This window comes from Paenibacillus sp. LT-B23 (assembly GCF_059417685.1).
In genome coordinates this window covers 46,178-60,291 of sequence record NZ_JBSQBM010000005.1, presented here as the reverse complement: position 1 = coordinate 60,291, position 14,114 = coordinate 46,178, and the positions used below count along the sequence as shown (strand labels likewise).

General features: G+C 44.4%; 9 protein-coding genes. 5 read left to right on the top strand and 4 right to left on the bottom strand.

What is annotated here, in order from left to right; translation table 11 throughout:
• Window positions 1–65 precede the first annotated feature (65 nt).
• A complete protein-coding gene (locus ACWXW9_RS08415) occupies window positions 66–716 on the bottom strand; it encodes a response regulator (protein ID WP_431087907.1) in 651 nt (216 codons plus the stop codon).
• Complete coding sequence (locus tag ACWXW9_RS08410) at window positions 713–1,942, bottom strand: sensor histidine kinase (RefSeq protein WP_494929046.1); 1,230 nt, start codon at window positions 1,940–1,942, stop codon at window positions 713–715. The genes ACWXW9_RS08415 and ACWXW9_RS08410 overlap by 4 nt, the downstream gene beginning before the upstream one ends.
• A gap of 114 nt (window positions 1,943–2,056) precedes the next feature.
• Here ACWXW9_RS08410 and ACWXW9_RS08405 point away from each other — a divergent pair.
• Window positions 2,057–2,820, top strand: a protein-coding gene (locus ACWXW9_RS08405; RefSeq protein ID WP_148267433.1) for an IS5 family transposase whose coding sequence is annotated in 2 segments (ribosomal slippage) — window positions 2,057–2,396 and window positions 2,396–2,820 — 765 coding nt in all. Because the reading frame shifts where the segments join, the coding sequence is not laid out codon by codon here.
• 396 nt (window positions 2,821–3,216) lie between these two features.
• Here ACWXW9_RS08405 and ACWXW9_RS08400 read toward each other — a convergent pair.
• Window positions 3,217–3,492, bottom strand: coding sequence for a hypothetical protein (locus ACWXW9_RS08400; protein WP_494929045.1), 276 nt, complete (start codon window positions 3,490–3,492; stop codon window positions 3,217–3,219).
• A 461-nt stretch (window positions 3,493–3,953) separates the two neighbouring features.
• On the opposite strand from ACWXW9_RS08400, the gene ACWXW9_RS08395 reads away from it, so the two are divergent.
• The 4 genes from ACWXW9_RS08395 to ACWXW9_RS08380 are packed head-to-tail and all read left to right on the top strand — an operon-like array spanning window position 3,954 to window position 12,883.
• Window positions 3,954–4,745: a ParA family protein gene (locus tag ACWXW9_RS08395; protein ID WP_494929044.1), complete on the top strand. Its 792-nt coding sequence runs from the start codon at window positions 3,954–3,956 to the stop codon at window positions 4,743–4,745.
• Complete coding sequence (locus ACWXW9_RS08390) at window positions 4,735–5,784, top strand: ParB N-terminal domain-containing protein (RefSeq protein WP_494929043.1); 1,050 nt, start codon at window positions 4,735–4,737, stop codon at window positions 5,782–5,784. The genes ACWXW9_RS08395 and ACWXW9_RS08390 overlap by 11 nt, the downstream gene beginning before the upstream one ends.
• Window positions 5,781–6,221: a DUF6075 family protein gene (locus ACWXW9_RS08385; protein WP_494929042.1), complete on the top strand. Its 441-nt coding sequence runs from the start codon at window positions 5,781–5,783 to the stop codon at window positions 6,219–6,221. The genes ACWXW9_RS08390 and ACWXW9_RS08385 overlap by 4 nt, the downstream gene beginning before the upstream one ends.
• A 44-nt stretch (window positions 6,222–6,265) precedes the next feature.
• Window positions 6,266–12,883 (top strand): helicase-like domain-containing protein, encoded by a 6,618-nt coding sequence (locus ACWXW9_RS08380; protein ID WP_494929041.1) that lies wholly within the window; start codon window positions 6,266–6,268, stop codon window positions 12,881–12,883.
• Between the two features lie 51 nt (window positions 12,884–12,934).
• Here the strand turns inward: ACWXW9_RS08380 and ACWXW9_RS08375 are convergent, their stop codons facing one another.
• The gene (locus ACWXW9_RS08375) at window positions 12,935–13,867 is read right to left on the bottom strand and encodes an Rpn family recombination-promoting nuclease/putative transposase (RefSeq protein WP_494929040.1); all 933 of its coding nucleotides are present in this window, start codon (window positions 13,865–13,867) and stop codon (window positions 12,935–12,937) included.
• Window positions 13,868–14,114 lie beyond the last annotated feature (247 nt).

Genomic DNA, 14,114 nt, shown 5'->3' with positions numbered 1-14,114 from the left:
CATAAGGGCAGGCTCCTTATGTACGAAAGGGCAAATTCGAACTGAATATGTTTTTATTTACCATTTTAACGATGCAGAATACCTCGTTCCAGAGACACGGCTACCGCTTCGGATCGAGAATCGACACCGAGTTTATTGTAAATGTTCGTTAAATGTGCTTTCACGGTCCGCTCCGAAGTCCCCATGTCGAACGCAATTTCCTTGCTCCTAAGCCCCCGTGCAACGGACTGTAATATAATTCTTTCTTTCTCGGTCAAAATTGAAGTATCTTCACGCTGCTCACTCTTGACCTCTCTCTCACTTGTTTTAGCAAAAACTCTTGCTGTAATTTCTGGCTGAAGAAGTGTCTCTCCCCTTAATGCAGATTCAATAGTCCGAAATAGATTCTCACGGCTGGTATCTTTTAATAAATATCCTTTTGCCCCCAAAGACAGTCCCTGGATCATTAAATCATCTTCGTTATAGGTAGTCAGGATAATAACTGGTGTGTCATTTTGTCTTTCTTTTAAAGCTTTCATTGTCTCCAACCCGCTCATTTGAGGCATATATAAATCCATTAGTATGACATCCGGCTGAAGTTCCTCAATCAGGGGAATAGCTGTTGCCCCATCTTCGGCTTCACCGACAACCTCGTAGCTGTCATTTGTCTCTAGAACAAGTTTTAGCCCTTCTCTAACCACCCAATGATCATCTACGATTAGTATTTTAAATTTCATGCTATGTCTCCTTTGGTAAGAGGTGCCTCTACTTTAATAGACGCACCTTCTTGAACTGTGCTGTTGATCTGTATTGTTCCACCCAGTAGACGGGCACGCTCGTGAATGCCTATGAGTCCGTAATGTCCTGATCGTCTGGCGATGATATCCGGATTAAATCCTTTTCCATCATCACGGATCTCTATATAGATTTTACCTTGATTATCCAAAATATTGATCCCTACGTTCTTAGCATGCGAATGCTTGGCTACGTTCGTTAGACATTCACTTATGATGTGTAGCCCATGCTCAATCAACAACCTGGATACCGAAGATTTAATCTTGATGTCCAGTGCTGTTCGAATGCCGGTAGCCATCGTAAAACGCTGCGCTTCTTCCCGGACTGCATCCGCAAAGTCCACTTCCGAAGCCGATTTTGAACGCAGGTTATCTATAGCACGTCGTGAGTCAGCCAAAGCCTTGCGTGCCTGGGACATGGACTGCTGAACGATTTCATGGGCTCTCTGTGAGCTGCCTTGTGTCAGATGGGCATCTACGGCTTCCAACTGCATAATCAGGCCAGCAAGACCTTGAGCCAGTGTGTCATGCAGGTCCCGCGCCATGCGTTGCCGCTCGTTGGCTAACGTAAGCTCCTCCACTTTTTGATGTGCAAGTTCCAGCTCATTGAGAAAGTTTTGGGTACGAATCCGCGCATTGACCTGCCTGTAGAAAAGATTAGCATATGCAGCTACGATAATAGCTATGAGAATGAGCAACGTAATAAACAGCACTGAGTTTTTGCTATCGTGACTCCATATAATGTAAGAACAAAAAAGAAGATAGAAACTAAAAAACAGCAACACAATTTTTTTCGCATGATAATAAACCCCTATGGTTTGACCGATTAAAGCCGGGATTAAACCAGTCAGCACAATCGGAAAGCTTTCAGGCAGGAGAAAGACGCTCGAAAAGATGATTCCTCCTTGAATAATAAAATAAAACCATGAGCAGTAGTATAGAACTTTACGAACATACCAGTACAAAAGTACGTGCAGAATCATGACCAAAGAGAACAATATGCTTTGAAGCGGTAGTGGTGTATATATATTTTGAAAAATAATTCCCTCGCCATAGATCAGAGTGATCCATAATATAATCGGAACTCTGGATATGTTAAGCCGATCACTTTCGCTATTGTTTATCTTTAAGTCTATATCGTGTTCTTGATCATTGGATTCTTTACCCATAGTTCACCTCTTTATTACTTTGGTCCAACTCAAAATTCTGGAAATGAATAGCCATACAACTAGGGCGTGTATTCAAACTACAAAACAAAGTTAAATCGTGGTAAATTAAAAAGTATGAAGAGACGATACGAAATCCAAGATGATCAGTGGAAAAAGATTAAAGACGTGCTGCCACCGGAACGAAAAAAACAAGGAGGTCGACCTGGAACAGACAATCGGGTGATGCTCAACGCGATGTTGTGGGTCGCCCGGACAGGAGCGCCATGGCGCGATATGCCAGAGTATTATCCTTCTTGGTCCTCAGTGTACACCCGGTTCCGCCGCTGGCAAATCGCTGGCATTTGGGATCGAGTTTTAGAGCATGTTTCGATTGAACCTGACTTCGAAAGTGTAATGATTGATGCGACTATTGTTCGTGTTCATCAGCATGGAGCCGGGGCAAAAGGGGGCAGTATCTCCAGGCCATAGGAAGATCCCGAGGCGGACTGACCACTAAAATTCACGCTATTGTGGATGCTTTAGGCAATCCGTTGCGCTTAGAGTTGACGGCCGGACAACGTCACGACTCGGTCATGGGCTATGAAATGCTGAAGTCGATGGATTTAACCCAAAAGCAAGTTCTGGCCGATCGGGCATATGACACGAACCGGATTCTCCAACTCCTAGAAGAGCAAGAGGCGACTCCAGTGATTCCCAGCAAGAAAAACCGTCGAGTACAGCGAAAATGGGACAAAGCAATCTACAAAGAACGGCATTTAGTGGAGTGCTTTTTCAACAAAACCAAACACTACCGTCGCCTAGCGACTCGCTTTGATAAATTGACATGCACCTTCAAGGCTTTTTTGACGTTGGCCTCGATTATGATCTGGCTTGCTTAGGTTTGAATACACGCCCTAACTTAGTTGCATACAAAAAAACCTTATATTTATATTTTATCATTTTGTAACATAGTTAAAAGTAAGTAAAACTGTGTCTCAAGCCATTTTACAAAATTATGGAGTTAAAAAAAACGTACGTATGGGCGAGGACGTGTGTACGTTTGGGCAAAATAGATGTATGTATGCTAAATATTCAATATTAATTATAAATTTTCCCGTATTTGCTGGGTCAAAAGAATAACGATAAGTGACCAGATTTCCACAGATGGTGACTGGATGAAGCCAATAATAACAAAGGGAATAATGTGATGGTTACATTGGAAACAAGACTAAACAATCCGGTTACATAATTCGTAATTAAAAAGAAACCTTTGTTCAAGTATTCGTTCAGGTGCGTTAGTGGCCCAGAAAAATGGCAGAAAGTGCCCCATTCAGTTCTAATTCATGAACCTTTTTACTCAATGCACTAAATAGACTGGGAGCATTCTCAACGAGATTGATCATATATAAGGCCCATTGCTGATGCACATGGGTGCGCTTTCCAGCTCTTGCAGCGCTTTGATCAACTTGCCCGTGCTTATGGACATAAGGAATCCCCTTTTTTTCTCCCAGCGTCACCTTTATGAAACTTGCCAAAAGACAATCATCGTTAAATCCATTCCCTTTAGCCAAAACAAAAACGCCTCCTCCGCATGTTAACGGTGAGGCGTTCGTTGGTCCTGAGTACCTAAAACGGAATACTCCGCAGGTACACAGGACCTCTCGTTATTTTCGTTCATTTAACGTTGATGTGACCGTGGTAAAACGTAAGGATGCCGAGGACCGGGATCGAACCGGTACGGTAGTCACCTACCGCAGGATTTTAAGTCCCAGAATTTATTCGGACTTTACATCCCTGGAGGTGAATTTAAGGGAAACTACAATCCGTGAAAAACCTTGTAGAATCAAGGGTTTATACGGGTTTTTCGTGCTTTCCTTAGAGCCACAAGGGTTTCTAGCAACAATTAAAAAGATGCACAAATTGGACCTTTGGAGAGAACTGAGAGAGAACTCGGAGAGAAAAATGAGAGAACCAGCCCCGCTCCCTACCATTGACAATATGTTCGGAGCGAACCTCCAAGGAGGTAATAAAAATGTCCAACCCTACTGTAATTACCATTGCCAATCAGAAAGGCGGTACAGGTAAAACAACCACCGCCTACAATCTGGCGTGTGCTCTATCCCATGAAAAAAAGAGAGTGTTACTGGTTGATTTCGACCCGCAAGGAAATTTAAGCATGTGCTTTGGGATCGAAAATCCAGATCAACTTAAGTTTTCAATGTTCAATATTATGAACGCGCTCATGAGCGATGAACCACTTCCTGCTCCTGAAGAATACATTCATAATCACGGCAATATTGATCTCATCCCAAGCAACATCGAGTTGTCCGTTGCCGAAATTAATTTAAGAGACGAAATGGGTGGAGAGAAAACTCTGGCCTCTTTGCTGGAATCCATGAAGCACAAATACGACTACATTATTATTGACACGAATCCATCCCTTGGTCTGCTGACGATCAATGCGCTTGCAGCCAGCGACAGTGTCTTGATTCCAGTAAACCCGCAGCTCTGGTCCGCAACAGGTTTAACTCAATTGCTAAAAATTATTATCAAGGTGAAAAAACGCATCAATCCTCGGATCAGTATTGAAGGCATCCTGATGACCATGTGCGATACTCGAACCAATCTGTATAAAGAAGCCTTTCGGCTAGTTAAAGCCTACTACCAGGAAACCATCCGTATCTTTGATGTTCAAATTCCACTCTCTGTCAAAGTTGGAGAGGCAAACTTCTATAGTCAAAGCATTATCGAATTTAACCCCAAGTCGAAGGTAGCCTCAGCCTATTATAGTTTGGCAAAGGAGCTGATACAAGGTGACAAGTAAACGTCCTACGCCCAAACTCTCTAGTATTGACGAGCTCCTGCTCTTGTCGGAAGAAACAACCGAACCACACGTTCAATCACCCCAACAAGGCGTGACTCAGCTTTTGCTCAATCATCTAGTTCCGTTCCACATGCATCCGTTCAAAATGTACGAGGGGGAAAAGTTGGAGGACTTAATGGAGAGCATTCGGGAAAATGGCGTTATCATTCCCATTATCGTCCGCCCCAAAGAACCCGATTCCTATGAAATCCTCTCAGGACATAATCGCGTAAACGCCGCTAAGGCAATCGGCAATATCTCCATCCCTTCGATTATCATGGAGCATCTCACCGAAGCAGAAGCGGTCATCATCGTGGTGGATACCAATTTCCATCAGCGCTCCATTCAGGATATGCTGCCCAGCGAACTGGCACGAGCCTTGCATATGCAGCTTGAAGCTTGCAAGGAAGCTAAACAAAAACAAGGCAAGTTAAGTGAGCTTGAAAACGCCGAAAACCCTGATCACATCAACGTTTCCAGTTCCTCTGTCCCAGTGGGACAGGGAAGCTGGAGTGTCGATGAAGTCTCCGAGAAAAACGATATGAGCCCCACCAACATCAAACGATATCTTCGCCTCAATCATTTACTACCTGAATTGCTGGAGAGAGTAGATCACGGAGAAATCAAACTTCGTCCAGCAGTGGATCTATCTTATCTAAAACCACCGGAGCAGCAAGCTGTAGAATCCCTGATCCATGAGCAAGGTTACAAGGTGGACATGAAGAAGTCGGAGTTGCTGCGAAGCCACTCGGAAAAGCGTACTTGCAGCGATCAGACCATCCACGCTGTTCTTTCTGGCGAAGCTACCCGCAAGCCCAAAAGTAAAACTCCTGCTCCCTTTAAATTGAAGCATAAGGTCTATGCCAAATATTTTTCACCACAGAGCAAAGCAACAGAAGTCGAAGAAATTATCGATAGAGCACTCGAATTGTATTTTTCACAACAATATGTGCAAAACACAGAACCCTCAGCACAACCCTACGAGGAGGAAATTCAATGATCTTTAAAGACCAGGCACATGAGCAGTTTTATGAAGGAAACATTATTCGTACTCATCGACAACATGATCCATACAGGGAAGCCCTCTTCTATCTCCTTGGCCTGACCGAAAGTACCCGCAGCCATATTAAAAGTTTGTACAATTTCAAAGAAGATAGCATTCGACTGGAAGGACTACATGAAGGCTGGCAAACGGGAACGACAACCCGCCTTACACGACTGGCCTTTAATCTGTATACCGGCTATACAGGAGAAAAAGAAGACGATGCCAGACATTTTAGCCCCTATTACCTGTTCGACAATGGATTGTTGCCTTACTTCTTTGAAGCCGTTAAACTACGCTATCCCTCTTATTCCACTCCATTGTATCAGGTATGGAACCAGTATCATCCCATTGAGGAAGGCAGCAGGGATACATGGGATGAGTTGGAAGTCTGAGGCACAGGACCATTCCCGTTTAGTAGGAAAGGAGGACAACCCGCATGGCGCGTTCCGAACAACTCAAAGCCATTTATGAGTCAGCAGTATCGCGCATTTCCCGCTCACCCACTGCCTGGACTGACTACCTGACCTTTGCAGCCAGGATTTATAAATACTCCTTTGATAATGCCCTGCTGGTCTACATGCAAAAACCCGAAGCAACCATGTTGGCCTCCCTTCCTCTTTGGAACAAGCTGGGGCGTTATGTCAACAAAGGAGAAAAGGCCATTGCCGTCTGTAACCTTCACGAGGCCCGGCTCAGCATCGACTATTTGTTCGACGTAAGTCAAACGAATGGCAGAATCCCACCCTCAACATGGAGTCTGGAACAAGTAGATACAGCCGAGTTGGCAGGCAGATTGTCTTCCTATGATAGCGACGATCTTAGTAATTGCATTAAAATGATGGTCAAACAAAGCCTGTCCTCTCTGGAATTATATCAGGACATGGAACTGGACATGGCAGACCACCTGTTTGCTTCTCTCCCCATTGCAGGGGTACAGGAGCAAATGCTGGAGATCATTGAAGCCAGCTGTAACTATGTTATTTATCGGCGCTGCAAGTTGCCCGAGCCTGATGCATCTTCAATTTTTGAAACCATCTGTGATTGGGACTCTATACCGCTCATGTCCCGTCTGGGAGGAATCATCAGTGATATATCCAAAGATATTCTGCTGGACATCGGCAGACATGTGAGCATTATGGAACAGGAAAGGAGTTTTATCCATGACCAACAGAAACACGAATCTGAGTTACTCCGAACAGAAGGACGGTTTACTCTATCCCCTCCTGCAAATCTCCAATCAAGCGGAAGCCGATCACCAGCCCCTGGGCAAATACGGACGGATGGCGCTCAACTATCTGCGGAATCATCATCCCCAGCGGTTCACGAGCTTGAAAATGCAAGGCAATCTGATGGAGAAAATGCACCAAGCAGATCAGGAAGCCAACGAGAAAATGACCCTGCTGACAGAACAACTGCTTCGACTTCAACCGCTGCCGCAGACCGAGAACATTCTGGAACGGACACGCCATCTGAATCAGATCAAATCGACCGCCGAGGAACTGGTGCTGAACGACATCGTATTGAAGCCGAGATAGCAAACACAAAATCATCCCTTTCCTCCCCCACTCCTTCTCAAGAGCCGCCAACCAGCGGTTCTTTTTTATTGCCTGAACAAGGTATTAACAATGCGCGTTCAGAGCAAGACATGCTGGAGTACCTACTTCGCAGCGGGATGGGCTCAATGCAAGGTAAAGCATTTATTTATCAATTTGTCGTTGAACATCCAGATGCCAAAGCAGCAGACCTGATTTCCATGCTAAAAAACCGATACGGCATTGGAGGGTCAATGGGTGACTTAGGCGATGGTCTTACCGGATACATGCACAGTGGGAAAGGAATTGAGCTTTCGTGGAAGGATACCAACGGCTCTCATGAAGCACTTATCAACTGGAGAAAAGTGGCGTCCACTCTGCTGCAACTCATTCAGAGAGGACGCTATGATGAGAGCTTACCGCCATTTCCCCCAGTAGAAGCAGAATGGACTTTGTTCGACTACGCCGAACAAACTGAAACTTTGGAAAACGAAGCTGATGGCTCTAAAAATGAAAATATAACTTTATCGAACAAACCTTTAACATCAGAAATAGAGACAAGTCATGAGCACTCCTTCAATGATCCACAGCCTGAAGCATCCGCAAGTAGATCAAAAACCGAAACTCAGGATATTCTTTCCCCCAAAGCTAATCCCCCGAGCAATTTCCGTTACACCCCGGAGGAATCCATTTATCCCACCGGAGCCAAGAGCAAGTACAAACGAAACACCGAGGCCATTCGGTTGCTGAAAAAGATTGAATTCGAGCGACGTTTGGCCACACCAGAGGAGCAAAGGATACTCGCTGGTTATGTGGGCTGGGGCGGACTGGCGAACGTTTTTAACGAAACCGCTAAGGGCTGGGAAAGTGAGGCTGCGGAGCTAAAGCATCTGCTGGATGAAAAAGAATACGCCGAGGCTCTAAATTCCACGATTACGGCCTACTACACCGAGCCAGAGTTGATTCGGCATGTGTACCATGCTTTAGAGCGATTTGGATTAAACTACAGCGAAAGCCGAAAGATACTTGATCCCGCGATGGGAACAGGTAACTTTTTTTCTGTATTACCGGAGAGCTTGCAGCAAGCGCAACTTTATGGAGTAGAGCTGGACGGTATCACTGGCAGAATAGCCAAGCAACTGTATCCGTCTGCAAACGTCCAGATTCAGGGCTATGAAACCACCAGCTTTGCTCCCAATAGCTTCGATGCTGCTATCGGCAATATTCCCTTTAACAATATTCAGATTTTCGACCCTCGGCACAAAGAAAGCCATTTGATCCATGACTATTTCTTCGTAAAATCACTGGAACTGGTGAAGCCAGGCGGAATCATCGCCTTTATCACCAGCAAAGGTACGCTGGATAAACAAGATCCGTCTATCCGGGAGACAATCGCTCGCAAAGCTGATCTGATAGGGGCCATCCGCTTGCCCAATACAGCATTTAAAGCACTGGCTGGAACCGAAGTGACCACTGATATGTTGTTCCTGCAAAAGCTGGAACAGACACGGGAACGAGAGCGCTCACAAATGCCCGAATGGGTATCCATAGGTAGTACGTCTGGCGGTATTCCAATAAATCAATATTTCCTACATCATCCGGAAATGGTGCTTGGTCACATGGCTTGGGATCGCAGCATGTACGGATCAGAACGAACCACGGCTTGTTTTCCCAAACCAGACCAAGACCTGTACAAAGATCTCGACACCGCCATAACATCCTTACGAGGCCAATTTACGGCCCTGCCTGATGAAGTCAGGATCGACGATTGGGAAGATGAACCGACAGAAGCCGTACAAGCTGATGCAGGAACAAAGAATTTCACTTATGTCATTAGAGAGAACCGTATCTTCTTCTGCGAGAACGGTTATTTGCTGCCTCAAGAAATCAAAGGCAAAAAGGCGGAACGAATCAAGGAACTCTGTGAAATAAGAGATGCGCTCAAAGCTGTAATTGACATCCAGACTAAAGAATATGGTTATACCTTGAACGAACTTGAGAATGCTCAACGGGTACTGAATCAGGTGTATGACCGCTTTGTTAAACAACATGGTTCCATTAATGATCGCGTGAATACTGCCGCTTTTGCCGATGACGACCAGCTTCCTTTACTTCGTTCCATTGAAGATCTGACAAAAGAGAAAATTTGGGTAAAAGCCCCTGTCTTCTTCAAAGCTACAATTAAACCGAACCGTTTGCCGGAACAAGCAGATACTGCGCTACAAGCTCTACAAATTTGTCTGAACCAAAAGCTAAAAGTGGATCTTGCTTACATGTCCAGGCTCTACGGCAAAAAAGAAGAGGATATCCTGAATGAGCTTGGCGATAAGCTGTTTCTGAATCCGCAAAAATATATCGGAGACACTGACGAAGGCTGGGAGTTGGATGAGGAATATTTGTCCGGCAATGTAAAAGACAAGCTTGCGTATGCCAAGCTGAAGGCACTTGAACATCCCGAGTTGTTTGAACGTAACGTGACAGCACTGACAGCAGTTCAACCTGCTCCTCTGCTTCCCGGCGATATTGATTTTCGCATTGGTAGTCCGTGGATTCCCGTTCGCTATTATCGGGAGTTTATGTATGAGACATTCGGTACAGCGGGATATCATAAAGCCGCCAGCAACATTGATGTGGAATATATGGATTACACCAATACCTGGCGTATCTCCGGCAAATCTCTGGAACGTGAATCCGTTAAAGTGAATCAAACCTTCGGAACCTCCCGCGTCAATGCTTATGAAATTTATGAAAGCAGCTTAAACCTGCAGAGCATTACAGTTCGAGATCCGGTAACGTATTTTGATAACAATGGTAATGAGCAGGTCAAATATGTCGTAAACGCCAAAGAAACGATGATTGCCAGAGCCAAGCAACAGCAAGTCAAAGAAGCCTTCGCTTCCTGGTTGTTCAAAGATAAAGATCAGGCCGACATTCTGCTGAATATCTATAATGACAAATTCAACACGTTACGTCCCCGTACTTACGATGGTAACCATCTTGTCTTTCAAGGGATGAGCGAGGAAATGGAGTTGCGAAAACACCAAAAAGATGTCGCGGCCAGAATTATTTATTCGGGAACAGCACTGATGGCCCATGAGGTAGGGGCCGGAAAAACAGCCGCGATGATCGCAGCCGGGATGTATCTGAAACATATTGAAGCCGTTCAAAAACCGCTTTTTTGCGTCCCCAACCATTTAACGGAACAGTGGGCTAACGAATTTTTGCGTTTCTTCCCTTCTGCAAACCTCCTGGTCACAACAAAGAAAGATTTCAGCCTGCAAAACCGCCAGCGCTTTGTTTCCAAAATTGCCATGGGCGATTATGACGCAATTATTATCGGGCATAGCCAGTTTGAAAAAATCCCGATCTCCCGTGAGCGTCAGGAACAACTTTTGCAGAATGAGATCAACAGCGTGACCCAGATGATTGACCAGGTAAAAAAGGAAAAAGGCGACAGTTGGACGATTAAGCAAATGGTCATCTTTCAGAACAATCTAAAACATCGACTGGAACGTCTGGTCAATGAAGCCAAGAAGGACAACTTACTTACCTTTGAACAGCTTGGCGTGGATATGCTTTTTATCGATGAGGCCCATGCTTACAAAAACTGTTTCACTTTTACCAAAATGCGAAACGTTGCTGGAATCGGCAAGTCCAGCAGCCAACGAGCGATGGATATGCTGCTAAAATGCCAATATGTGCAGGAAATGAATCAAGGTAAAGGTGTTGTTTTCGCCACCGGTACCCCTATAAGTAACAGCATGTCGGAAATGTATGTCATGCAGCGATATTTACAACCCACAGTTTTGAAACGTCTGGGGTTGGAATTCTTCGATAATTGGGCAGCCACGTTCGGGGAAGTGGTTTCCTCTCTTGAAATGACGCCCGAAGGCAGCGGCTACCGGATGAAGTCCCGGTTTGCAAAGTTTCATAATCTACCTGAATTAATGAACATCTTTCGCACCGTAGCTGATATTCAAACAGCGGATATGCTCAAACTGCCCGTTCCTGAGTTGAAAGATGGGAAGCCGACCATAGTGGTCACAGAATGCTCTCCTTTTCAAAAAGGGATAATGGACAGCTTTGTAGAACGTGCAGAGAAAATCCGCAACAATGAGGTGCTGGCTACCGAAGATAACATGCTCAAGCTGACCAATGAGGCGAAGCTCATGTCTATTGATCCCCGGCTGGTGGATGAAGAAGCGCCTATCGACCCGGATTCCAAATTGAGTCGATGCATCCATAATGCATTTGAGATTTGGCGGCAAACGGTAGATCAAAAGCTTACACAGGTTATTTTTTCAGACAGCGGGACACCGAAGCCAGGACAGTTTAACATCTATGATGAAACCAAGACCCAACTAATGAATAAAGGTATCCCCGAGCAGGAAATCGCTTTTATTCATGATGCCAAAACCGATGTGCAGCGTGAAGAATTGTTTGAACAGGTCCGCCGCGGCGAAGTACGCATATTGCTAGGCTCGACACAAAAGATGGGAACTGGAACAAATGTCCAAGACAAGCTCGTTGCAGCCCACCACCTAGACTGCCCGTGGCGTCCGGCAGATATTACGCAGCGAGATGGTCGTATACTTCGGCAAGGCAACACAAATGAAATGGTCCAGATCTTCCGCTACGTCACCAAAGGAACGTTTGACAGCTATCTATGGCAGATTCAAGAGCAGAAACTTCGCTACATTTCACAAGTAATGAACGGCAAAAGCATTTCCCGCTCTTGTGAAGATGCCGATGAAACAGTATTGTCTGCTGCGGAGGTTAAGGCTATTGCTACAGCTAATCCCCTGCTGGCTGAGAAAATGCAGGTGGATAACGAAGTAATTCGTTTAAAACTGCTAAAATCCAACTGGAGCAATGAACGACTGATGTTGGAAAGACAGACTAGTCAGCAGTACCCACAAACACTTCTTTACTGCGAACAAAGGATTGAACAGCTGAAGGCCGACATAGAATTAGCCCATCAAACGCAAGGTACAGATTTTATGATCGAATTGGATGGAAAAACTTACACAGAAAGACCACAGGCTGGTGAGGTACTTCTCCTTCTTTCCAAGGTAAATGACTTGAATCAAAAAGAACCTGTGCATGTCGGTAGTTATCGAGGATTTGAGATTTTTTTAGCCCGTTCCGCTTTCGATAACATTAGTATTCAGATTAAAGGGGCTGAGAATTACTCTACTGAACTTGGAGAATCCGAAATGGGGAACATCACCCGAATGGAAAACCTCTTAGATAAGATTCCTTCCATCCTCCACTCTACTGAACAGAAGTTGAGCGACACCCAAATCCAGCTCGCCGAAGCAAGAAATGAGGTCGCTAAGCCTTTCGAATTTGAGCAAAAATTACAGGATATGGTGACCCGTCAGGTGGAAATTAATTCAGTGCTGGAGTTTGAGGAATTGCAGAATCAAGAATCGATTATTGATGAGCAAGAGGAAAGGAAACCAGGTAACCAACTCGAAAAATCACTGAAGGCAACTGACGTTTTTGACAGGGAACTCTAAGAAAATCAATTTAATGAAAAAAACCGCTCCATATTGGAACGGTTCTCTACTTTAGTAAGCTCTCTCACGCAATTCATCTATTTTCTTTATGGAGAAGCCGGTTGCTTGAGCAATAGACGAGGTGTCCATTCCCATACCAATCAATTGCTTGGCAACTTCTTCTTTGCCTTCCTGCTTTGCTTTACGTTCAATAGCATCCAATGTTTTTTCCAACCCCATAATGGCAGCTCCTCCCTTCGGATTTTGAATAAGTTCCTGCAGGTGTGGCTCACTCTCTGGAAGTTTTTGCAGAAGAATGTTAGCCATCCAAATGGCAAACTGCTGCTGACTTTCTTCTGGTAACTTCTGAATGGTACTCATTAGCTTACTCAGCCGATTTAATAATTGCTCCTGATCCTCTGTCTGATCCAGCAAGAACACGGAGCCAATGGTATTTGATAAAGCTAAGAGTTCTTCTTCTGTATATCGTGCAACATCAATTAATAAATATTCAAAATCAATCAATTCTGAACCAAACATCTGTTCATTTGCAAGCAGTTTACGAAATTGACGACTAGCCGTCCAACGTTGCTTCCCATTATACAAGACAATTGGCACAATTGCTGGGAGACGAAAGGTCTTCCGCTTGGCTTTGTCTTTTTCTTGATTTTGCATCAAGTAGCGCCAAATCTCCACCTGATACAAGAGTAACCGATATGGCATTCGGAAGTCCACTTTGGACTGCATTTCAAGCAGCAGATAAAACACAACATCCTGCCCATTCAACTTGACTTGATAGACCAAGTCCGCTTCTTTACGCTTGAAATCTTGAAGGACAAATGAATGAGGAATTTCCTGGACATTCGATTCATCAATCTCCTGCACCCATCCTTTATCAACAAAAGACCTCAACAGCTCTACAAATAATTTCTTACTGGAAAGCAGAAAGCGATATGACGTATCGTGACGCTGATGAATCGGTTCTTGGCATTCATCGGAATCCATTCTTATGCGCTCCTTCAATACATTCTTTTCTTATATTATACTTTCTTTGATTGCCGCATTCAATTTAGATAGAGTTCAACGAATTTACTTTCATGGAAACTGCTAGTATAGGTTTATTTCGGAGCAAATTCATGATGAAAATTCCAATCTTCATAGTTCCATTATATCTAAAGGAGAAAAGAATGTAATTATTGGTTGAAGATTGTCATACCAAATGATACCATGTACATACTATACAATAATTCAA

Excerpts from the sequence above, each read along its gene's own strand:
- ACWXW9_RS08395 (WP_494929044.1), top strand. The coding sequence starts at position 3,954 with ATGTCCAACCCTACTGTAATTACCATTGCCAATCAGAAAGGCGGTACA.
- ACWXW9_RS08415 (WP_431087907.1), bottom strand. The coding sequence starts at position 716 with ATGAAATTTAAAATACTAATCGTAGATGATCATTGGGTGGTTAGAGAA.
- ACWXW9_RS08385 (WP_494929042.1), top strand. The coding sequence starts at position 5,781 with ATGATCTTTAAAGACCAGGCACATGAGCAGTTTTATGAAGGAAACATT.
- ACWXW9_RS08410 (WP_494929046.1), bottom strand. The coding sequence starts at position 1,942 with ATGGGTAAAGAATCCAATGATCAAGAACACGATATAGACTTAAAGATA.
- ACWXW9_RS08380 (WP_494929041.1), top strand. The coding sequence starts at position 6,266 with ATGGCGCGTTCCGAACAACTCAAAGCCATTTATGAGTCAGCAGTATCG.
- ACWXW9_RS08375 (WP_494929040.1), bottom strand. The coding sequence starts at position 13,867 with ATGGATTCCGATGAATGCCAAGAACCGATTCATCAGCGTCACGATACG.